General features: G+C 72.6%; 13 protein-coding genes and 1 riboswitch. Of the genes, 4 read left to right on the top strand and 9 right to left on the bottom strand.

Annotated elements, in window-relative coordinates:
* Positions 1–225: 225 nt before the first annotated feature.
* Entirely contained in the window at positions 226–933 is a 708-nt protein-coding gene (locus IF01_RS0105600; protein WP_051754942.1) for a DUF6338 family protein, read from the bottom strand.
* A 94-nt stretch (positions 934–1,027) separates the two neighbouring features.
* Between IF01_RS0105600 and IF01_RS0105595 the strand changes: the two genes are divergently transcribed.
* The gene (locus IF01_RS0105595) at positions 1,028–3,880 is read left to right on the top strand and encodes a CHAT domain-containing protein (protein WP_030392144.1); all 2,853 of its coding nucleotides are present in this window, start codon (positions 1,028–1,030) and stop codon (positions 3,878–3,880) included.
* Between the two features lie 160 nt (positions 3,881–4,040).
* On the opposite strand, the gene IF01_RS0105590 is transcribed toward IF01_RS0105595, so the two are convergent.
* The 5 genes from IF01_RS0105590 to IF01_RS0105570 all read right to left on the bottom strand — a co-directional run bounded on the left by IF01_RS0105590 (position 4,041) and on the right by IF01_RS0105570 (position 10,350).
* On the bottom strand, positions 4,041–5,570 hold the full coding sequence (locus IF01_RS0105590) for a UDP-N-acetylglucosamine 1-carboxyvinyltransferase (RefSeq protein ID WP_030392143.1): 1,530 nt from the start codon (positions 5,568–5,570) through the stop codon (positions 4,041–4,043).
* 159 nt (positions 5,571–5,729) lie between these two features.
* Entirely contained in the window at positions 5,730–6,863 is a 1,134-nt protein-coding gene (locus tag IF01_RS0105585; protein ID WP_051742932.1) for a cobalt-precorrin-5B (C(1))-methyltransferase, read from the bottom strand.
* Positions 6,864–6,947: 84 nt separating this feature from the next.
* Positions 6,948–8,477, bottom strand: a complete 1,530-nt coding sequence (locus IF01_RS0105580; protein ID WP_030392141.1) for a precorrin-2 C(20)-methyltransferase — start codon at positions 8,475–8,477, stop codon at positions 6,948–6,950.
* A complete protein-coding gene (locus IF01_RS0105575) occupies positions 8,474–9,100 on the bottom strand; it encodes a precorrin-8X methylmutase (protein ID WP_030392140.1) in 627 nt (208 codons plus the stop codon). The genes IF01_RS0105580 and IF01_RS0105575 overlap by 4 nt, the downstream gene beginning before the upstream one ends.
* Positions 9,097–10,350, bottom strand: coding sequence for a ferredoxin-like domain-containing protein (locus IF01_RS0105570; protein WP_244215429.1), 1,254 nt, complete (start codon positions 10,348–10,350; stop codon positions 9,097–9,099). Before IF01_RS0105570 ends, IF01_RS0105575 begins: the two co-directional genes overlap by 4 nt.
* A 166-nt stretch (positions 10,351–10,516) precedes the next feature.
* Positions 10,517–10,602, top strand: a riboswitch (cobalamin riboswitch).
* Positions 10,603–10,733: 131 nt separating this feature from the next.
* Here IF01_RS0105570 and cobN point away from each other — a divergent pair.
* Positions 10,734–14,351 carry a cobaltochelatase subunit CobN gene (gene cobN, locus IF01_RS0105565; RefSeq protein ID WP_030392138.1) on the top strand — a complete coding sequence of 1,206 codons (3,618 nt, stop codon included), beginning with the start codon at positions 10,734–10,736 and terminating at the stop codon, positions 14,349–14,351.
* A gap of 100 nt (positions 14,352–14,451) precedes the next feature.
* Positions 14,452–16,074, top strand: coding sequence for an apolipoprotein N-acyltransferase (gene lnt, locus IF01_RS0105560; protein ID WP_051754941.1), 1,623 nt, complete (start codon positions 14,452–14,454; stop codon positions 16,072–16,074).
* 24 nt (positions 16,075–16,098) lie between these two features.
* On the opposite strand, the gene IF01_RS0105555 is transcribed toward lnt, so the two are convergent.
* The 3 genes from IF01_RS0105555 to gdhA all read right to left on the bottom strand — a co-directional run bounded on the left by IF01_RS0105555 (position 16,099) and on the right by gdhA (position 19,533).
* On the bottom strand, positions 16,099–17,007 hold the full coding sequence (locus IF01_RS0105555; protein WP_030392136.1) for an NADP-dependent oxidoreductase: 909 nt from the start codon (positions 17,005–17,007) through the stop codon (positions 16,099–16,101).
* A gap of 125 nt (positions 17,008–17,132) precedes the next feature.
* The gene (locus tag IF01_RS0105550) at positions 17,133–18,005 is read right to left on the bottom strand and encodes an AraC family transcriptional regulator (protein WP_030392135.1); all 873 of its coding nucleotides are present in this window, start codon (positions 18,003–18,005) and stop codon (positions 17,133–17,135) included.
* A 148-nt stretch (positions 18,006–18,153) separates the two neighbouring features.
* Complete coding sequence (gdhA, locus tag IF01_RS0105545) at positions 18,154–19,533, bottom strand: NADP-specific glutamate dehydrogenase (RefSeq protein ID WP_030392134.1); 1,380 nt, start codon at positions 19,531–19,533, stop codon at positions 18,154–18,156.
* A 322-nt stretch (positions 19,534–19,855) separates the two neighbouring features.
* Here gdhA and IF01_RS0105540 point away from each other — a divergent pair, with 322 nt between their 5' ends.
* Positions 19,856–20,551 (top strand): GTP cyclohydrolase II, encoded by a 696-nt coding sequence (locus IF01_RS0105540; protein WP_037778919.1) that lies wholly within the window; start codon positions 19,856–19,858, stop codon positions 20,549–20,551.
* Positions 20,552–20,595 lie beyond the last annotated feature (44 nt).

The following is a 20,595-nucleotide window of genomic DNA, read 5'->3' as shown; positions in this document are numbered from 1 at the left end:
GCCCTGATCGTCCCACCGCCCTTGCCTCCCACTTGAGCAGCGGGTCGGTCTCGAAGGCAGGTTCCTGTCGTTCCTCAATCCTCCCGCTCGCCGTCGTCATCCCCAGCATCTTCGCTCTCCGGCTCCAACAACGGCGGCGGCGTGCGAGGAGCTTGTGTGGGCTCGGGAAGATCACCAGCAGGTCTGTAACCCCTGGCCCCATTGAGGTTGAGCTGCTCTCGTCTTTCAGTCACGCGTGATCTCCCCGTCCGTGGAATCGGAAGACACGTCAACGAAATCGATGAACTCGACGTCGTCCATCCGAACATGGATTCCACCGGACAGTTCGAGTGGATGCTCGAACCGTCCGGCCCTCGACACGGCCCAGGCCGTCTGCAGATACAAGTCAGCTGACTCAGGGTAGGCCGAGGCAAAGGAGCGCTCGCCGTACCAGCCACCTATCCAGCCACCGCTCTTGAGCCGCACCCGCACCAGACAATGGCCGCGTTGACGAAAGGCAGCGTCCCAGGCCGTGGGGGTCGGGTCATAGACGGAACGACTCCTCCTCGAACCGAGCAAAGAAGCGATCCACGCGGCACAGGCCGGGACCACCAGCAACAGAAGCATGGCCGTGAGAGCCGCGATGCGAGGGTTGTCGGCAGCTCCGGTCAGCCATCCCTGGCGACGGTCGTGGACAAGCCGCGTCAATGCCGGACCGGCGACGATGACATAGAGAGCATCGAGGGCCAGACCTGCGGTGAGCGCCCGGAGGACGCGCTCGCCCAGATCCCTGTGCGCAGCGACCGGGCCACGCGCACGCTCGCGTACGAACTGGTAGGTCACCCCCGGGACCACCAGTAGAAGGATGATCGCCACTTGTGTGGCCGTTGCCGGCGCTTGGGACACCGCCAGGTCCTCTCGATGAAGGTCAAATACCGGATCCTGGGCGTACATGGATCCTATAGCCCCTAAGCTACAGCGAGTTGAGTGTTCATCAGATACTTGGTACCGCTCGGCCACTCTGACCCAACGGGACCGGGAGCACAGCATGCGCGACCACCTGAACCAGCTGCGCAACTCATGGACCGACGAGCTCGCAGCATCGGTGTGCCGCAAGCTCGCTCCCGAGACCGACCATGCCGACCTGTTGGTGGCATGGGTCACCGAGGATCCACTGACACTTGCTGGCCTGCTGAGTCGCATCGCAACCAGGGACATCACGGCAAACTCCCCGGTGACCATCAGCGCGGAGATCGCCGACTCCGGCCTGACCGCCGCCGGAGTGTCGGTATCCCGGGTGGCCCGAGAGCTTGTCATGCCCGTGCTGCACCGTTTTCGTTGGAGCGGTGCACCCTGGGATCACTGGTGGGACATCCAGAGACTGAACATCGCACTCCTCGAACTGTGGACCGGACGCCGCCTCTCAACCCGCCCGAAGGGGGAAGTGCTGCGCGAAATGATGATGATCTGGGACCTCCAGAGAGAGCCTCCCGACGACATCATGGAAAACTCCACAAGGCCGTTCGACTTCCTCCCACCGAACTTCTTCGACGAACCGGGGGCGGAGACTGCCACTCAACCGATGAAGATCCTCGTCTCCACGGGGTATTACCGACTGGAATCCGAGGAAGACATTATCCGGGACCTGCCGGCACTGACTGATCGACCCGACCTTCAGGAGATGGTGCGCCGCCACCGTCGGCGAAACACGCTGAAGCACCTGGCGCGCCAGGATATCAGCATTCCAGTGGAGATCCGGGAGAAGCTCGAGAGCGATCTCAGCAGATGGGACGCACAGAACACGGAAATGCTTTTAAAGCTGACCGCCCACGAACTCGAGCTGATCACTCCACTACCGGACGACAAGCAGTACGGGCATCGATGCCTCATGGAAATGGCCACCTTCACGCGCGCCTGGCTCCTACCGGAAGACGCGCTGCTCTGGGAACCCGCTTTCCACGATCCAGCCGAGCCCGCTCCTCATTGGATCGCGGAAGAAATCGTCACCTGCGGCGCCCGCTCCTTCCACACCAACGCCGGACCACATCCCCTATGGCTGGCGACCATCGAGACCAATGAGCACCTCGAAGCCGTGGAACGACTCATGGCACCCGGATCCCGAAACGCGATGGGCATCGAGTACGAGGATGGCGAAGTGAGGCTTCAACTGATCCTCCCAACCGTCGGATCCGATTCTCCACCACGAGTCCCGTACACGTACTCGCTTTCCTTTGTGGAACACGCTTGGGAACTCCTGCACCTTGCGACGGTTGGGTACGTGCGCCTTTGTATCGCCCGCTTGATCGATGACGGCGAAGTCAGACCCTTTGGTGCAATCACCATCTTCCTGCCCGCAGAGGTAATTCCCAGGATTCACGCAGAGGCAGTCGTCGCACTCCGTCGAATGATCGGGGAAGAGACATCAACCATTAGGAATCGGATAGCTTTCGAGGGCCTGGACGAGCAATCAGAAGCCGCATTCTACAGCTGCGAAAACGCCAAAGCGGAGGACCTTCACGACGAGCTCCTGTGGCATCAGGACGATGCCATGCTCACGAAATTCATCGAATCAAGTCGGCGCCTCGCACGCGCACGGTCCCGCCGGGCTTCGAGCATTCTGGACCGTCAGGATGAATTTCTGGACAATTATGCGAACGAAGAATCGCTCGTCGAGGACAGGCAGCGCGCACTGGAAAACCTCCGCGGCGCTCGAAAATTGGACACCGGAGATCGGGCCGATAGCAGCCAAGGAGTCCGATCGATAGAAGACAGAACAATGTTCGTGCACTTGGCAAATCGATTCGGGTTCCTGCATGTCATCGCCTCATGGCATCGCCAGGGGGAATCGCATTTCGAGATACTTTCATCGGGGGAACTTCCGATCGAGCGTCTCGTGGATGCCACTCAGGAGTGGGTCGACGCAAGAGAGACCGACACCGAAAGCACGAGGCACGAGCGTCTGAATCAGATCCTTTCCCCTTGCACTACGGCTGCAGTTTCGATCGCCGCTACGGCTGCGGCCAACAACTTGACCCACCTGGCACTCAGCCCGACAGCCCCGCTCGACCTGATTCCCCTCCATTCCGTTCCCCTTGATTCCACTGGCACCAGTACGCTGGTCGATGCCTTCGAGCAGTTGACGTACATTCCGACCGAACGCCTGCTGTCAGCTATCCGGAGAACCCCGCGGCCCGGTGCGACCAGCAAGATCCTGGTAGTGGCCCACAGTGGCGCCGGCGTTCCCGGCATGGCCCCGATTGACGGACCGCGTGCCGAGGCCCGGCTCATTTCCGCGCTGCACAGGGATGTTGAGATCGTCCAAGAGGAAGCGGCGACGCCGGAGCGCGCGCTGCAGTCGATGACGCACGCCCGAATCGTCCACGTCTCGTCCCATGGCCTCACCCATCAGAATCGTTGGGCGGCCGGCCTGGTCCTGCACGGGGCCTCGATCGGAGAGGCCACCCTCACCACCAGTCGGATTCTCGCCGACGGCGCCTTCACCGGTGTCGACCTCGTCATCCTGAACGCGTGCAGGACGGGTGCTCACGAAGGCAGTGCCACCGCAGTTCAGACGTTGCGTACAATCGAGTCCGCGTTCCTTGCCAGGGGTACTCGAGCAGTGGTGTCCACCCTCTGGGAGATCACCGACCTTCTTGGTGTTGTCTTTTCGACTGCGCTGCACGCCCTGCTCGCTTCCGGTGCAGCCCCGGGCGCGGCCTTTCGGGACACCATTCGCTACCTCCGCAGCGGCGACTGGCATGCGCACGCACGGGAAGAACCACTGAGGTCCGCAGAGTCGCTTCTCAGCGAACTGCATCGGGAGTGGCGACGGGACCTCGATCGAGAGGCCACCCAGAACCCACTCTTCTGGGCCACGTTCAGAATTACCGGCGCCGTATGAGCACAGGAGCAGCGGCTCCGCCCGACGCTCCGACGCAGTCCACCGCCTCCACACGCAAAAAGCAGACGCAACAGTCAGGTCGGTCGGGAGTTCAGCGCCCCGGGCACGCCGCTGCCCGGCCCCCGGGGTTCCGGGGGCCGGGCAGCGGCGTGCGTCCGGATCAGATGTCGCGGAAGGTCTCGATCTGGGCGCCGATGGAGTTGAGGCGCTCGGCGAGGTCCTCGTAGCCGCGGTTGATGACGTAGACGTTGCGGAGCACCGAGGTGCCCTTGGCGGCCAGCATCGCCAGCAGGATCACCACGGCCGGGCGCAGCGCGGGCGGGCAGACCATCTCGGCGGCGCGCCAGCGGGTCGGGCCCTGGACCAGCACCCGGTGCGGGTCGAGGAGCTTGATGTCCGCGCCGAGGCGGGTGAGTTCGGTGAGGTAGATGGCGCGGTTGTCGTACACCCAGTCGTGGATCATCGTGGTGCCGTGGGCGGCCGCGGCGATGGCGGCGAAGAACGGCACGTTGTCGATGTTGATGCCGGGGAAGGGCATCGGGTGGATGGTGTCGATCGGCGCGGTGAGCTTGGAGGGGCGCACGGTGAGGTCGACCAGCCGGGTGCGGCCGTTGTGGGCGCGGTACTCCGGGGTGCGGTCGTAGTCGAGGCCCATGCCCTCCAGCACGGCGAGCTCGATCTCCAGGAACTCGATCGGCACCCGGCGGACGGTCAGCTCGGAGGAGGTGACCACGGCGGCGGCGAGCAGGCTCATCGCCTCCACCGGGTCCTCGGCCGGGGTGTAGTCGACGTCGCAGGTGATCTCGGGGACGCCGTGCACGGTGAGGGTGGTGGTGCCGACGCCGTCGATCCGCACGCCCAGCTTCTCCAGGAAGAAGCAGAGGTCCTGGACCATGTAGTTGGGCGAGGCGTTGCGGATGACGCTGACGCCGTCGTGGCGGGCGGCGGCGAGCAGGGCGTTCTCGGTGACGGTGTCCCCGCGCTCGGTCAGCACGATCGGCCGGTCCATCGGCGTGCCGGGCTGGACTGAGGCGTGGTAGGCGCCGCCGGTGGTGGCGACCTCCAGGCCGAACCGGCGCAGCGCGGCGAGGTGCGGCTGCACGGTGCGGGTGCCGAGGTCGCAGCCGCCGGCGTAGGGGATGGCGAAGTTGTCGGCGCGGTGCATCAGCGGACCGAGGAACATCAGCACGCTGCGGGTGCGGCGGGCGGCCTCGACGTCCATGCCGGCCAGGTCGAGCTCGGCGGGCGGGGTGAGTTCGAGGTCGCGACCGTCGTTGGTCCAGCGGCTCCTGACGCCGATGCTGTTCAGCACCTCGAGGATCCGGTAGACCTCCTCGATCCGGGCGACGCTGCGCAGGGTGGTGCGGCCGGTGGTCAGCAGCGAGGCGCAGAGGATCGCGACGCAGGCGTTCTTGCTGCTGCGGACGTCGATCGCGCCGGAGAGGGTGGTGCCGCCGGCGACCCGCAGGTGCATCGGGCCGGAGTAGCCGAGGGAGACGATCTCGCTGTCGAGCGCTTCGCCGATGCGGGCGATCATCTCAAGGCTGACGTTCTGCTTTCCCTGCTCGATGCGGTTGACCGCGCTCTGGCTGGTGCCGAGGGCCTCGCCGAGCTGGGCCTGGGACCAGCCGCGGTGCTGACGCGCGGTGCGGATGAGGGTGCCGATACGGGTGAGGTAGTCGCCTGTCACTCGCCAGACGATATCTCATGACTGAGATAGCAACAGAACCGACCCCGGGCATGGCGCGACTTTTGTCCGTTTCTCACCCCGTATGAGCGTCAGATCTTCACATCATGGCGAAGTTCTCGGGACAGTCCTGGGACACAACTCCCCGGTGGAGGACGGCCCTCACGGCCCCAGCGGTTGCGCCCGGCCGACGATCGTCCCCGCCCGGTCGATGCAGATGACGTCCACCGCGACCGGCGAACCGACCAGCACCCCGAGCGCGGTGGCCCGGGCCGCCTCGGCCACCAGGTCGCCCAGTGGCACCCCGGCCGCCCGGCAGAGCTGGATCGCCTCCAGCCCGGTGTTGGCCGCCGCGACCGCCGCCGCCAGCTCCTCGTCCGCGCCGCCCGCGCGGGCCAGCCCGGCCAGGTACCCCTGGTCCACCTGGGAGCGCGCCGAGTGCAGGTCGAGGTGGCCGGCGGCGAGCTTGGAGAGCTTGGCGAAGCCGCCGGCGACGGTCAGCCTCGGCACCGGGTGGCGCTTGAGGTACTTGAGCACGGCGCCCGCGAAGTCGCCCATGTCGAGCAGCGCGTCCTCGGGCAGGCCGTGCACCGCCGCGGCCACCTTCTCCGAGGTCGAGCCGGTGCAGCCGGCCACATGGGTGCGCCCGGCGGCCCGCGCCACGTCCACCCCGCGCCGGATCGAGTCGATCCAGGCGGAGCAGGAGTAGGGGACGACGATGCCGGTGGTGCCGAGGACGGAGAGCCCGCCGAGGATGCCGAGCCGGGGGTTCCAGGTGGACCGGGCCAGCTCCTCGCCGTGGTCGATCGACACCTCCACCACCACGTCCCCGCTGCCGCCGCACTCGGCCGCGACCTCGGCCACGGCGTCCCGGATCATCTGCCGGGGCACCGGGTTGATGGCGGGTTCGCCGACCGGCAGCGGCAGCCCGGCCTTGGTGACCGTCCCCACCCCGGGCCCGGCCCGGAACACCACACCCGCGCCCGGCTCCCCCGCCCGCACGGTGGAGCGCACCAGCGCGCCGTGGGTGACGTCCGGATCGTCCCCGGCGTCCTTCACCACCCCGGCCGTCGCCCGCCGCCCGCCGTCCGGCCCCTCGGCCATCAGCTCCGCCGCGAGCGCGAAGGCCGGCCGCTGCCCCTTCGGCAGCGTGATCTCCACCGGGTCCGGGAACACCCCGGTGAGCAGCGCCCGGTAGGCGGCCTTGGTCGCCGCCGTGGCACACGCCCCGGTCGTCCACCCGTGCCGCAGCCCACTGCTCCGCAGCTGCCCGGCCCGCCCGCCGACCTCGCCCATCGCCGGTCTCCTCACCTAGGCATCACTCGAATGCCGTCCGGCCCCGGGCGCACCCGGGGCCGGACGGCCCTGCAGACGGGAGGCTCAGGCCTCCGGGTAGCGGCGGGGGGTCCAGGTGACGTCCGGGTGCGGGGCGCGGGGGACGTGCTGGGTCTGGGAGGAGCCGATCAGCAGGATGGTCCGCATGTCGACCTCGGCCGGGTCCAGCTCGCCGAGGGGGACGGTGCGGACCCGCTCGGTGGGGCCGCCGACGTCGCGGGCCATCACCACCGGGGTCTCCGGGGCGCGGTACTCCAGCAGGAGGTCCCGGGCCCGGCCGACCTGGGTGGTGCGGGACTGCGAGCCGGGGTTGTAGAGGGCGAGCACCAGGTCCGCCCCGGCGGCGGCGCGCAGGCGGGCCGCGACCACGTCCCACGGCTTGAGGCGGTCGGAGAGCGACACCACCGCGTAGTCGTGGCCGAGCGGGGCGCCGGCCCGGGAGGCGGCCGCGTGCGCGGCGGTCATCCCGGGGACGATCCGCACCGGCACCTCGCGGTAGGACTCCTCGCAGGCGACCTCCAGCACGGCGGTGGCCATCGCGAAGACGCCCGGGTCGCCGGAGGAGACCACCACGACCCGGTGGCCCCGGCGGGCCAGGTCGAGGGCGAACTCGGCGCGCTCGGACTCCACCTTGTTGTCGGAGCCGTGCCGGGTCTGCCCCGGCCGCTCCGGCACCCGGTCGAGGTAGGTGGTGTAGCCGACCAGGTCGGTCGCGGCGGCCAGGGCGCCGCGGGCCTCGGGGGTCAGCCAGAGCGGGCCGGCCGGGCCGGTGCCGACGACGGTGACGCTGCCCGGGCCGCTCAGGTCGGGAGCCGGGGCCTCCAGCGGGGCGACCTTGCTGGGCAGTACGGCCACCGCGAAGTAGGGGACCGTGTCCGGGTCGACGGAGGCCAGCGGGGCCGTCCGCTCGCCGTCCATGAACGCCCGCTCGACGTACTGGGCGTCGGCCAGCCGGCCCGCCCGCTCCAGGGCGCGGCGCACGGTCGGGAAGGTGCGGCCGAGCTTCATGACCACGGCGGAGTCGGCGGCGGCCAGGCGCGCGGTCAGCTCCTCCTCGGGCAGCGTGCCGGGGATGACGGTGAGCGTCTCCTCGGCCTCGGTGAGCGGCTGGCCCAGCCGGGCCGCCGCGGCGCTGATCGAGGTCACGCCGGGCACCACCTCGGTCGGGTAGCGGTGCGCGAGGCGCTTGTGCATGTGCTGGTAGGAGCCGTAGAAGAACGGGTCCCCCTCGGCCAGCACCACCACGTCGCGACCGGCGTCCAGGTGGGCGGCCAGACGTTCGGCGGCCTCCTGGTAGAAGTCGTCCAGCGCGCCCCGGTAGCCGCCGGGGTGGTCGGTGGTCTCGACCGTGATCGGGTAGACCAGCTTCTCCTCGATCTGACCGCCCGTCAGATACCGCTCGGCGATGGAGCGGGCGATCGAACGGCCGTGCCGCGCGCTGTGGTACGCCACCACGTCGGCCTTGCCGATGAGTTCGGCGGCGCGCACGGTCACCAGCGACGGGTCGCCGGGGCCGAGGCCCACACCGTAGAGCCGGCCGGTCGCCCGCTGGGCAGCTTCCTGACTGTCGGTCATTCTTCTTCGCTCGCAATCGCGTTGATCGCCGCCGCGGCCATCGCGCTGCCGCCGCGCCGCCCGCGCACCACCAGGTGCTCCAGACCGGCCGGGTGCGCCGCCAAGGCCTCCTTGGACTCGGCCGCGCCGATGAAGCCGACCGGTACGCCGATCACGGCGGCCGGGCGCGGGGCGCCGGCCTCGATCAGCTCCAGCAGGCGGAACAGCGAGGTCGGCGCGTTGCCGACGGCGACCACCGCGCCCTCCAGCCGGGGCAGCCACAGCTCCATCGCGGCGGCGCTGCGGGTGTTGCCCATAGCCCGGGCCAACTCCGGCACCGACGGATCGGTGAGGGTGCAGATCACCTCGTTGTCGGCCGGCAGCCGCTTGCGCGTGACACCGCTGGCGACCATGTTCACGTCGCAGAGGATCGGCGCCCCGGCCCGCAGGGCGGCGCGCGCGGAGGCGACCGCGCCGGGCGAGTACACCAGGTCCTCGACCAGGTCGACCATGCCGCAGGCGTGGATCATCCGCACCGCGACCTGGGCGACGTCCGCGGGCAGTCCGGCCAGGTCGGCCTCGGCCCGGATGGTGGCAAAGGACTGGCGGTAGATGGACGCGCCGTCCTTCTCGTACTCGATCACGTGGTCCTCCGGGCCGCGGCGACCGCCGCGGCCATCAGCTCGTTCGTCACTTCCACGGCGGTGTCCCGCCCCTGCGGCCCGCCGGTCACCGCCACCCGGTAGCCCTCCCCGGTCGCCAGCACGTCCACCCGGCGTCCGGCGGGGTGGCCGCAGCGGCGTTCGCAGCCCGACCAGTGCACCGGCAGCAGGGCGGCGCCCGGCTGCGGGCCGGCACCCCGGGCCGTGCTCCCGTCCAGCGCCCGCGCCGCGTCGGCCCGGACGTCGGACCGCGACTTCGCGCAGCCCGGCAGCCCGGTGCAGGCGCTCGCGCCGTCCCAGGCCGTCCCGGCCGCCGTCCGGAAGCCGGCCGCCGCGAGCGCGGGGAGCCGGCCGGCGGGAGCGCCGGGCAGGACCGCGCCGCGCCACGGGGTCAGCCGCAGCTCGCCCTCGGCGGCGTCCACCAGGGCCCGCCACTGCCCGGCCGCGGCCACGCCGAAGCGCAGGCCCACGTGCAGCCCGCCCCCCGGCAGGGCGCCGAGCGGCGGGCGGGTGCCGGCCGGCGGCGCCAGCGGCACCGGGCCGGGCGGCAGCAGGTCGGGCAGCTCGCGCAGGTGCCAGGCCCGCAGTCCGGCGGCGCGCTGCGCGTCCAGGAACTCCCGGGCCGCGTCCAGCGCCGCCGCGACCGCCCGCCCGGCCGGCACCGGCCGCGCGGTGGCGGCCCGGCCGAGGCGCAGCAGGGCGGTGCCGTCCGGGCCTGCGATCAATGTCACATCGGCGTCCAGCGCGGCGACGTCCCCGCGGCCGTCGTCCAGCGCGAACAGGAACTTTCCGGACAGGCCGGTCGCCCAGGGGCTGGCGCACAGGGCCGCGTCGAGGGCGCGGGCCCAGGCCCGCACGTCGGCGGAGCCCTCGGCGGGACCGGCGCCGGGGCCGGGCGAGGCGACGATGTTGCGGACCCGCTCATGGGTGTCGGAGGGCAGCAGGCCGGCGGCCCGCAGCCGCTCGGCGAGTTCGCCGCCGCAGTCCGAAGCCAGGCCCCGCAGCTGGACGTTGCCGCGCGAGGTGATCTCCAGCCGGCCGTCGCCGAGCGTCTCCGCGGCCCCGGCCAGCGCCAGCGCCTGACGGTCCGTCAGCAGCCCCCCGGGCAGCCGGACCCGCGCCAGGGCGCCGTCGTCGGCGGTATGCAGACGAAGGGCCCCGGGGCAGGCGTCCGAACGCGCCCGGTCGGGCACGGCGGCGCCCGGCACGACGGCGTCGGGTTCGGGAGGCATGGCGGCGAGCATACCGAGGATCGGACGGGTTGCCGCCGTACCGTCGATCACACCTCCGAGCCCGTCCGCACCGGCCGGAACCTGCACTCCCCCAGGTCAGCGTCACCCCGTACGATGCTCGCGGACGGTCCCCGCGGACCGTCCGCACGCCAGCGACGGCGCAGGGGAGGAAACCGGTGCGAACCCGGTGCGGTCCCGCCACTGTGACCGCGCTTCACCGGGCCTCCGGGGAAGCGCGGGAGCCAGGAACTCCTGCCGTCCTCCACCGGCCCGGGGCGCGGACCCCGAGGAAGGCTTGAAGCCATGCGCCGCCGCATGCCCGCGCCCACGTGGTGCTCCGTGCAATTGTCCTTGCCCGCCGTCGAGGCCGGGAGGGCCTTCGCATGATTCTGCTGCTGTCGACGTCAGACACCGACCTGCTCAGCGCCCGCGCGTCCGAGGGGCCGGTCCGCTACCGGCTCGGCAACCCGGCCCGGCTCGCCGCCGAGGAACTGCCCGACCTGCTGGAGGGCACCGACCTGGTCGTGGTCCGCCTGCTCGGCGGCCGCCGCGCCTGGCAGGAGGGCCTGGACGCCCTGCTCGCCGGCCCCCGCCCGGTGATCGTGCTGACCGGCGAACAGGCCCCCGACGCCCAGCTGATGGAGCTGTCCACCGTCCCGGCCGGCATCGCCGCCGAGGCGCACGCCTACCTGGCCCACGGCGGCGCTGCCAACCTCGCCGAGCTCGGCGCCTTCCTCTCCGACACCGTGCTGCTCACCGGCCACGGCTTCGCCCCGCCCGCCTCCGCCCCGGCCTGGGGCCCGCTGGAGCGCACCGCCCGCACCACCGAGGGTCCGACCGTCGCGGTGCTCTACTACCGCGCCCACCACATGAGCGGCAACACCGCCTTCGTGGAGACCCTCTGCCGCGCGATCGAGGACCAGGGCGCCCAGGCCCGCGCCTACTACTGCGCCTCGCTGCGCGGCGCCGAGCCGGAGCTGCTGGCCGCCCTCGGCGAGGCGGACGCCCTCGTCACCACCGTGCTCGCCGCCGGCGGCACCCGCCCGGCCGACGCCCAGGCCGGCGGCGACGAGGAGGCCTGGGACGCGGGCGCGCTCGCCGCCCTGGACCGGCCGATCCTCCAGGCGCTCTGCCTGACCTGGTCGCGCGCCCGCTGGGAGGAGAGCGACGACGGCCTCTCCCCGCTGGACACCGCCACCCAGATCGCCGTGCCCGAGTTCGACGGCCGGCTGATCACCGTCCCGTTCTCCTTCAAGGAGCTGGACGAGGACGGCCTCACCGTCTACGCCGCCGACGAGGAGCGCTCGGCCCGGGTGGCCGGCATCGCCGTCGCCCACGCCCGGCTGCGGCACGTCCCGGCCACCGAGCGCCGGCTCGCGCTGGTGCTCTCCGCCTACCCGACCAAGCACGCCCGGGTCGGCAACGCCGTCGGCCTGGACACCCCGGCCAGCGCGATCCGCCTGCTGGAGCGCCTGCGCGCGGAGGGCATGGACCTCGGCGAGGACCTGCCGGGGCTGGACACCGACGACACCGACGACGGCCACGAGGGCGACGCCCTCATCCACGCGCTGATCGCGGCCGGCGGCTACGACCAGGACTGGCTCACCGAGGACCAGCTGGCCCGCAACCCGGTGCGCATCCCGGCCGCCGACTACCGCCGCTGGTACGCCACGCTGCCCGCCGCCCTGCGCGAGCAGGTCGAGGGGCACTGGGGCCCGGCCCCCGGCGAGCTGTACGTCGACCGCTCGCAGAACCCGGACGGCGACATCGTGCTCGCCGGGATCCGCTCCGGGAACCTGCTGGTGCTCATCCAGCCGCCGCGCGGCTTCGGCGAGAACCCGGTCGCGATCTACCACGACCCGGACCTCCCGCCGTCCCACCACTACCTGGCCGCCTACCGCTGGATCGCCGCCGCGCAGTCCGACGGCGGCTTCGGCGCCCACGCCGTGGTCCACCTCGGCAAGCACGGCAACCTGGAGTGGCTGCCCGGCAAGACCGCCGCGCTGTCCGCCGAGTGCGGCCCGGACGCCGTCCTCGGCGACCTGCCGCTGGTCTACCCGTTCCTGGTCAACGACCCGGGCGAGGGCACCCAGGCCAAGCGCCGCGCCCACGCCACCCTGGTCGACCACCTCGTCCCGCCGATGGCCCGCGCCGACTCCTACGGCGACATCGCCCGCCTGGAGCAGCTGCTCGACGAGCACTCCAACATCGCCGCGATGGACCCGGCCAAGCTGCCCGCGATCCGGGCCCAGATCTGGACCCTGATCCAGGCCGCCCGGCTCGACCACGACCTCGGCCTGGACGAGCGCCCCGAGGACGACGGCTTCGACGACTTCCTGCTGCACGTCGACGGCTGGCTGTGCGAGATCAAGGACGCCCAGATCCGCGACGGCCTGCACGTCCTCGGCCAGGCGCCGGCCGGCACCGACCGGGTCAACATCGTGCTCGCCATCCTGCGCGCCCGCCAGATCTGGGGCGGCGTCAGCGCCCTGCCCGGCCTGCGCGAGGCGCTCGGCCTGGACGAGGCCGCGCTCACCCTCGGCGCCACCGACGCGGCCGAGGCGCAGGCCCGCGCCCTGGTCGAGGCCATGGAGGCGGCCGACTGGGCGCCCGAGGCGGTGGAGAAGGTCGCCGCCGGGCTGCCGGAGGCCGTCCACGAGGTGCTGGCCTTCGCCGCCACCCAGGTGGTGCCGCGGCTCGCCGCGACCACCGACGAGCTGGACGCCGTGCTGCACGCGCTCCAGGGCGGCTTCGTCCCGGCCGGCCCGTCCGGCTCGCCGCTGCGCGGACTGGTCAACGTGCTGCCGACCGGCCGCAACTTCTACTCCGTCGACCCCAAGGCCGTGCCCAGCAAGCTCGCCTGGGAGACCGGCCAGGCGCTCGCCGCCTCGCTGATCGACCGCTACCGGGCCGACAACGACGGCACCCACCCGTCCTCGGTGGGCCTGTCGCTGTGGGGCACCAGCGCGATGCGCACCGCCGGCGACGACATCGCCGAGGCCTTCGCACTGCTCGGCGTCCGCCCGGTCTGGGACGACGCCTCGCGCCGGGTCACCGGCCTGGAGGCGATCACGCTCGAGGAGCTGGGCCGCCCGCGGATCGACGTCACGCTGCGCATCTCCGGCTTCTTCCGGGACGCCTTCCCGCACGTGGTCGCGCTGCTGGACGACGCCGTCCGGCTGGCCGCCGCCCAGGAGGAGCCGGACGCGGACAACTTCGTCCGCGCCCACGTCCAGGCGGACCTGGCCGTGCACGGCGACGAGCGCAAGGCCACCACCCGGGTCTTCGGCTCCCGGCCCGGCACCTACGGCGCGGGACTGCTGCAGCTGATCGACAGCCGGGACTGGCGCACCGACGCCGACCTGGCCGAGGTGTACACGGTCTGGGGCGGCTACGCGTACGGGCGCGGGCTGGACGGGCGTCCGGCCCGCGAGGAGATGGAGACCGCGTACAAGCGGATCACCGTCGCCGCGAAGAACACCGACACCCGCGAGCACGACATCGCCGACTCGGACGACTACTTCCAGTACCACGGCGGCATGGTGGCCACCGTGCGCGCGCTCACCGGCAGGGCGCCGACCGCCTACATCGGCGACTCGACCCGCCCGGAGACGGTCCGCACCCGCACCCTGACCGAGGAGGCGGCCCGGGTCTTCCGCGCCCGGGTGGTCAACCCGCGCTGGATCGAGGCGATGCGGCGGCACGGCTACAAGGGCGCCTTCGAGATGGCCGCGACGGTCGACTACCTCTTCGGGTACGACGCCACCACCGGTGTGGTCGCGGACTGGATGTACGAGAAGCTCACCCAGGAGTACGTGCTGGACCCGGTCAACCGGGAGTTCCTCGCCGGCGCCAACCCGTGGGCGCTGCACGGGATCAGCGAGCGGCTGCTGGAGGCGGCGAGCCGCGGGCTGTGGGAGAAGCCGGACCCGCAGCTGATCGAGCAGCTCCAGGCCGCGTTCCTGGAGACCGAGGGGGACCTGGAGGGCGAGGACGGCTGACCCCGGGGCCTGCCCGAGGACCGACCCGTCCTCGACCGGTACTCCGTTCGGGTGATCACGGGGCTGGTGACGGGGCCGCGCCAAGCGGACAATACGGGGCATGCCGCGCCCTCCCCTGCTCACCGGCCCCGCCGGTCCCCCCGGTCCCACCGCCCCGGCGGCCGCCGCCGCCCGCCCCGGCCGGACGCTAGCCCGGTACCGGCCCCGGCTGGCGGCACTGGCCGCCGGGGCGCTGCCCGTGCTCGCCTTCCCGGCCCCCGGGATGGCGGCGCTGGCCTGGGTCGCGCTCGTCCCCGGCCTGCTGCTGATGCGGTCGGCCCCGGGGGCCCGGGAGGCGGCGGTGCGCGGCTGGTGGTTCGGCGCCGGGTTCATCCTGACCGGGATGTCCTGGCTGACCCGCTCCATCGGCCCCGGGCTGCCGCTGCTCGCGGTGGTGTTCGGGGCGCTCCAGGCCGGGGTGGGCGTCGCGGTGTGGCGGCTGCTGCGGCCCCCGCTGACGGTCCGGCGGGCGCTGCTCGCGCCGGTGGTGGTCGCGGCGGTCTGGCTGACCACCGAGTACGCGCGCTCCTGGCACGCCTTGGGCGGGCCGTGGGCGCTGCTCGGCGCCACCCAGTGGCAGCACCCGGCCGTGCTGGCGCTGGCCTCGGCGGGCGGGATCTGGCTGGTCAGCGCCGCGGTGGTGGCGGTCAACACCGCGGTGGCGGTGGCGCTCACCGCCGTCGACCCGCGCCCCCGGGCGGTGGCGGCGCTGTTCGCGGCGGCGGTCCTGGCGGCCGGGCCGCTGCTGTTCGCGCTCCGGTCGGCGCCCCCGGCCGCCGCGGCGGGCGGGCCGGGGCCGGCCGAGGTGCGGATCGCCCTGGTGCAGCCGGGCATCGTGGACGAGCCGGAGGCCCGCTTCGAGGCGAGCGCCCGGGCCACCGCCGCGCTGGTCGGGCGGCCCCCGGTGGACCTGGTGGTCTGGGGCGAGTCCAGCACCACCGCCGACCTCGACCGCGACCCGGCGACGCTGGCCCGGCTGCGCGCGCTGTCCGCCGCCACCGGGGCCGAGCTGCTGGCCGGCGAGGACGCCCGGAAGTCGGACGGGCGGATCTCCAAGGACGCCGTCCTGGTCTCCCCGGACGGCGTGGTCGACCGGTACCGCAAGATCCGGCTGGTGCCGTTCGGCGAGTACATCCCGCTGCGGCCGGTGCTCGGCTGGGTGGCCGGGGTCAGCCGGGCGGCGGGCGAGAACCGGGCGCCCGGCACCGACCAGCACCTGCTGCCGGCCGTGGACCGGTCCGGCCGGGCGCTGCCGATCGGCACCCTGATCTGCTTCGAGTCGGCGTTCCCCGACATGGCGCGGACGGCCGCCCGGGCGGGGGCCAGGGTCATCGTCTACCAGTCGTCGACCTCGACCTTCCAGCGGAGCTGGGCGCCCGAGCAGCATGTCTCGCTGGCCGCGATCCGGGCCGCCGAGACCGGCCGGCCGGTCGTCCAGGCCTCGCTGACCGGGGTGTCGGCCGCCTTCGACGCACAGGGCCGGGAGCTGGCGCGGCTGGGCACCGACGGCACGGGCTCGCTGGTGGTGCGGCTGCCGCTGACGGCGCCGGACGCGGCCACCTGGTACGACCGGGTGGGGGACGTCGTCCCGCTGACGGCCGTACTGGTGACGGCGGGGGCGGCGGCCGCCGCGGTGGCCGGCCGGCGGCGGGAGCGGCGCGGGCCAGGTGCGTCCCAGGGGTAGGCACCGGACCCCGCGCCCCCGGTGTCAGCCCACTTCGAGGACCAGCTTGCCGCGCGCGTGCCCCGACTCGACGAGGGCCATCGCCTCGGCGGCGTGGGCCAGCGGGTAGCGGGCGGAGACGTTCGGGTCCAGCTCCCCCGCGGCCACGAGTTCGGCCAGGGCGGCCAGGGTGCCGGGAGTGGTGGACCGGGTGATGAAGCGGCCGCCGAGCTCCTGCGCGGTGACCGGATCGCTGGTGGCGACCAGCCGGGACCGGTCGGCCAGGGTCACCGCGGCGGCCCGGAGGTCGTCCCCGCCGATCAGGTCGAGGATGCCGTCGACGCCGTCCGGCGCGACCGCCCGGATCCGGTCCGCGACGCCCTCGCCGTAGCGGACCGGCACCGCGCCCAGCGACTCGACGTAGGCGCGGTTGGAGTCGCCGGCGGTGCCGACGACGCGGATCCCCCGGCTGCGGGCGATCTGCGCGGCCGCGCTGCCGACGCCGCCGGAGACACCGAGGATCAGCAGGGTCTGCCCGGCGCCCACGCCGATGTCGCGGACGGCGTCGTCGGCGGTCGCGGCCGCCACCGGCAGGGTGGCGGCCAGGTCGAAGCCGACCTTCGCCGGCTTCAGCGCGCTCGACCCGGCCAGCAGCAGCGTCTGTTCGGCGAAGGCACCCGCCGCGACCAGCCCGAACACCTCGTCGCCGGGGGTGAACCCGGTGACGCCGGGGCCGATCCGCTCCACCACCCCGGAGGCCTCCGAGCCCATCACGAAGGGCAGTCGGCGCTCCCGGCCGAGCAGGCCCCGGCGGACCTTCCAGTCCACCGGGTTCACCCCGGCCGCCCGGACGGCGACCGCGAGCTGCCCCGGGCCGGGCTCCAGTACGGGCCGGTCCAGGAACTCCTGGTTCTCCGGGCCGCCGTAGTCGACGAATCCGAACGCCTTGGCCATCCCCGCTCCACTCTCCCGCTCGACGGCCCCCGCCCCAGCATGCGGGCGGGGGCCGGGGCGGAGCCGGTCCTGGTGGGCCGAACGGGCGGCCAGGACGCTCCGGCCGTGTCAGTCGGCCAACCGTGTCAGTCGGCCGCCCGCGTCACCGGGATCCAGAGCTCGGCCTCCGCCTCCGCCGCCTCCACCAGCGCGCCGACCCGCAGGATCTCCGGGCCCGGCCGGAACTCGTACGGGTTGGACGGGAACCACTGCGTGAAGACGTCCCGCCACATCTCCTGGAGCGCCTGCGGGAACGGCCCGACGGCACGGAACACCGCCCAGGTCCCGGTCGGGACCTCCCGCACGTCGAGGCCCTCCGGCACCTCGGTGTCCGGCCCGGCCGCCACCGCGTGGTAGTAGTCGAGCGGCACGCCCTGCTCCCGGCTGTCCGAGAAGAACTCGGTGACCGAGAGGATCCCGCGCGGCTCCTGCCCCGAGAGGGCCGTGATCCGCTCGACCTGCTCCGGCCCGATCCCCCGGACGAACTCCGCGATGGCCGGGTTGACCCCCTCGTGCACCAGCGGGACCCTGGCCCTGCGCCCGACGATCCTGAACGCCGGCTTCTCGACGATCCGGTACTCCATACTGCTGCTCCCTTCGACGACGAGCCGGAAGGACATCCGGGGCTGGGACACGAGCACCGCGCCGCGCTGCCGGGCCTCGCCCGGGCCGACGCCGTGCATCGCCCGGAACGCCCGGGCGAACGCCTCGCCCGAGCCGTAGCCGTAGCGGACCGCGACATCCAGCAGGGTCCGGTCCCCGGCCAGCACCTCGGCCCCCGCGAGGGTCAGCCGCCGGCGCCGGAGGTACTCCGACAGCGGCATGCCGGCCAGGGCCGAGAACAGCCGCCGGAAGTGGTACTCCGAGGTGGTCGCGATCCGCGCGAGCTCACCCGCGTCGACCGTCCCGTCGAGGTGCTCCTCGATGTACTCCATGGCCCGGTTCAACCGCTCCAGCATCCGCCCCGCCCCGTCCTTCCGTTCCTGTGCTCCTCACCGTAGGCAGCGGCCACCCGGCCGGACCCGACATCCCGTGCCCGCTCCGGTCGGGTGGCCCGCGACGGTGCGGCCGACCGCGGGAGCGCGGCCGACCGCGACGTGCGGACCGTCAGATCAGGCCCTGCGCCAGCATCGCGTCCGCCACCAGCTCGAAGCCGGCGATGTTGGCGCCCAGCACGTAGTCGCCGGGGCGGCCGTACTTCTCCGCCGTGGTGTGGCAGGAGTCGTGGATGTCGCGCATGATCGCGGCCAGCCGCTCCTCGGTCCGCTCGAAGGACCAGGCGTCGCGGGAGGCGTTCTGCTGCATCTCCAGCGCGCTGGTCGCGACCCCGCCGGCGTTGGCGGCCTTGCCCGGCCCGAAGGCCACCCCGGCCTCCTGGAACACCCGCACCGCCTCGGGCGTGGTCGGCATGTTGGCGCCCTCGGCGACCGCCCGCACCCCGCCCCGGACCAGGGCCAGCGCGTCCGGCCCGGCCAGCTCGTTCTGGGTGGCGCAGGGCAGCGCCACGTCCACCGGGACGCCCCAGACGCCGGTGCCCTCCTGGTACTTGACGTGGCTTCCGCGCCGCTCGGCGTACTCGGTGAGCCGGCCGCGCCGGACCTCCTTGACCTCCTTCAGCAGGTCGAGGTCGATGCCCTTCTCGTCCACCACGAAGCCGGTGGAGTCGGAGGCGGTGACCACGGTCGCCCCGAGCTGCTGGGCCTTCTCGATCGCGTACAGGGCGACGTTCCCGGAGCCGGAGACGGCGACCCGCAGGCCGTCCAGCTCCTCGCCCCGGGCGCGCAGCATCTCGGCGGTGAACAGCACGCAGCCGTAGCCGGTGGCCTCGGTCCTGGCCTGGGAGCCGCCCCAGCCGATGCCCTTGCCGGTCAGCACGCCCGCCTCGTAGCGGTTGGTGATCCGCTTGTACTGGCCGAACAGGTAGCCGATCTCCCGGCCGCCGACGCCGATGTCCCCGGCCGGGACGTCGGTGTGCTCGCCGAGGTGGCGGTACAGCTCGGTCATGAAGGACTGGCAGAAGCGCATGATCTCGGCGTCCGAGCGGCCCTTGGGGTCGAAGTCCGAGCCGCCCTTGCCGCCGCCGATGCCGAGGCCGGTCAGCGCGTTCTTGAAGATCTGCTCGAAGCCGAGGAACTTCACGATCCCGAGGTTCACCGAGGGGTGGAACCGCAGCCCGCCCTTGTACGGGCCGAGGGCGCTGTTGAACTCCACCCGGAAGCCCCGGTTGACGTGCACCCGGCCCCGGTCGTCCGTCCACGGCACCCGGAACATCACCTGGCGCTCGGGCTCCACGATCCGCTCGACGATCCGCGCCTCGACCAGCTCCGGCCGCGCCGCCAGCACCGGTCCGAGCGTCTCCACCACCTCCCGCACGGCCTGGTGGAACTCGGGCTCGCCGGCGTTGCGGCGCAGCACCTCGGCGAGCAGCGACTCAAGAGCGGGGTTCTCGGCGTCGTGGGACGCGACGGGCACAGGGGTAGCCGGCATCTTGTGAGCACCTTCCATGGGGGTGGTCGAAAGACAGGCGCTCCCCCGCCGGGGGGAGACGCCGGCGGTCCCCTCGCCATTGAGGGCGTCACGGCGCGCAACAACACCAGCGCGGCGACTCCGGACCGCTCGCAGGCGTCAGTCTCGCACCGCTCCCCCGGGTTTGTCCGCCCCTATCGGTCGCGGCCCGACCTCGGCTTTCGGTTCGTGAGCGGCGCCAACCGTCCGTACACCTCCGGCCGGGCTGTTGTTCAAATTGGAACTACCTAGTACCGTCGGGAGCCGAGTCCCAGGAGAACCGTCCGTCACGGAGGTCCAGCCCATGCCGCAGGTGCAGCTGCCCGAGCAGCAGAACAATTCCCCGCGGGCGCCGTTGGCCGCGGGCGCCCCGCAGACCGCCGACGGCGCCCGGGTCCGGTCCCGGGTGCGGATCCCGCTGACCTTTCCGGACGGGTACCGGGCCGAGGCCGAGGTGTTCACCTTCCACGGGCTGACGGACGGGGCCGAGCACCTCGCCCTGGCCCTCGGCACCGTGCCGGAGGGCGGCACACCGCTGGTGCGGCTGCACTCGGAGTGCCTGACCGGCGACGTGTTCGGCTCCGACCGCTGCGACTGCGGGCCGCAGCTGCGCGAGGCGGTCGAGCGGATCTCCGACGCGGGCGGCTACCTGCTGTACCTGCGGCAGGAGGGGCGCGGCATCGGGCTCTACAACAAGCTCGACGCCTACGCGCTCCAGGACTCCGGTCTCGACACCTACGACGCCAACACGGCGCTCGGACTGCCGGAGGACGGCCGCGACTACACGGCGGCCGCGCAGATGCTCGGCGCGCTCGGGGTCGACGCGATCGAGCTGCTGAGCAACAACCCGGACAAGGACGCCCAGTTGGCCGCCCTGGGCGTCACGGTCGAGCGCCGGGTGCCGACGGGTGTGCACCTGTCCGGGAGCAACGTCCGGTACCTGCGGGCCAAGGCGGAGCGGACGGGTCACTCGATCGAGCTGCCCCGGCTGGTCGGCTGAGCGCTCCCGGTGGGCCTAGCACACCCGGTGGGCCGAGCGCTCCC

This window comes from Kitasatospora purpeofusca, assembly GCF_000718025.1.
Classification (GTDB): Bacteria; Actinomycetota; Actinomycetes; order Streptomycetales; family Streptomycetaceae; genus Kitasatospora; species Kitasatospora purpeofusca.
Note: the sequence above shows the minus strand (reverse complement) of the source record. Positions and strands in the feature narration are given on the sequence as shown.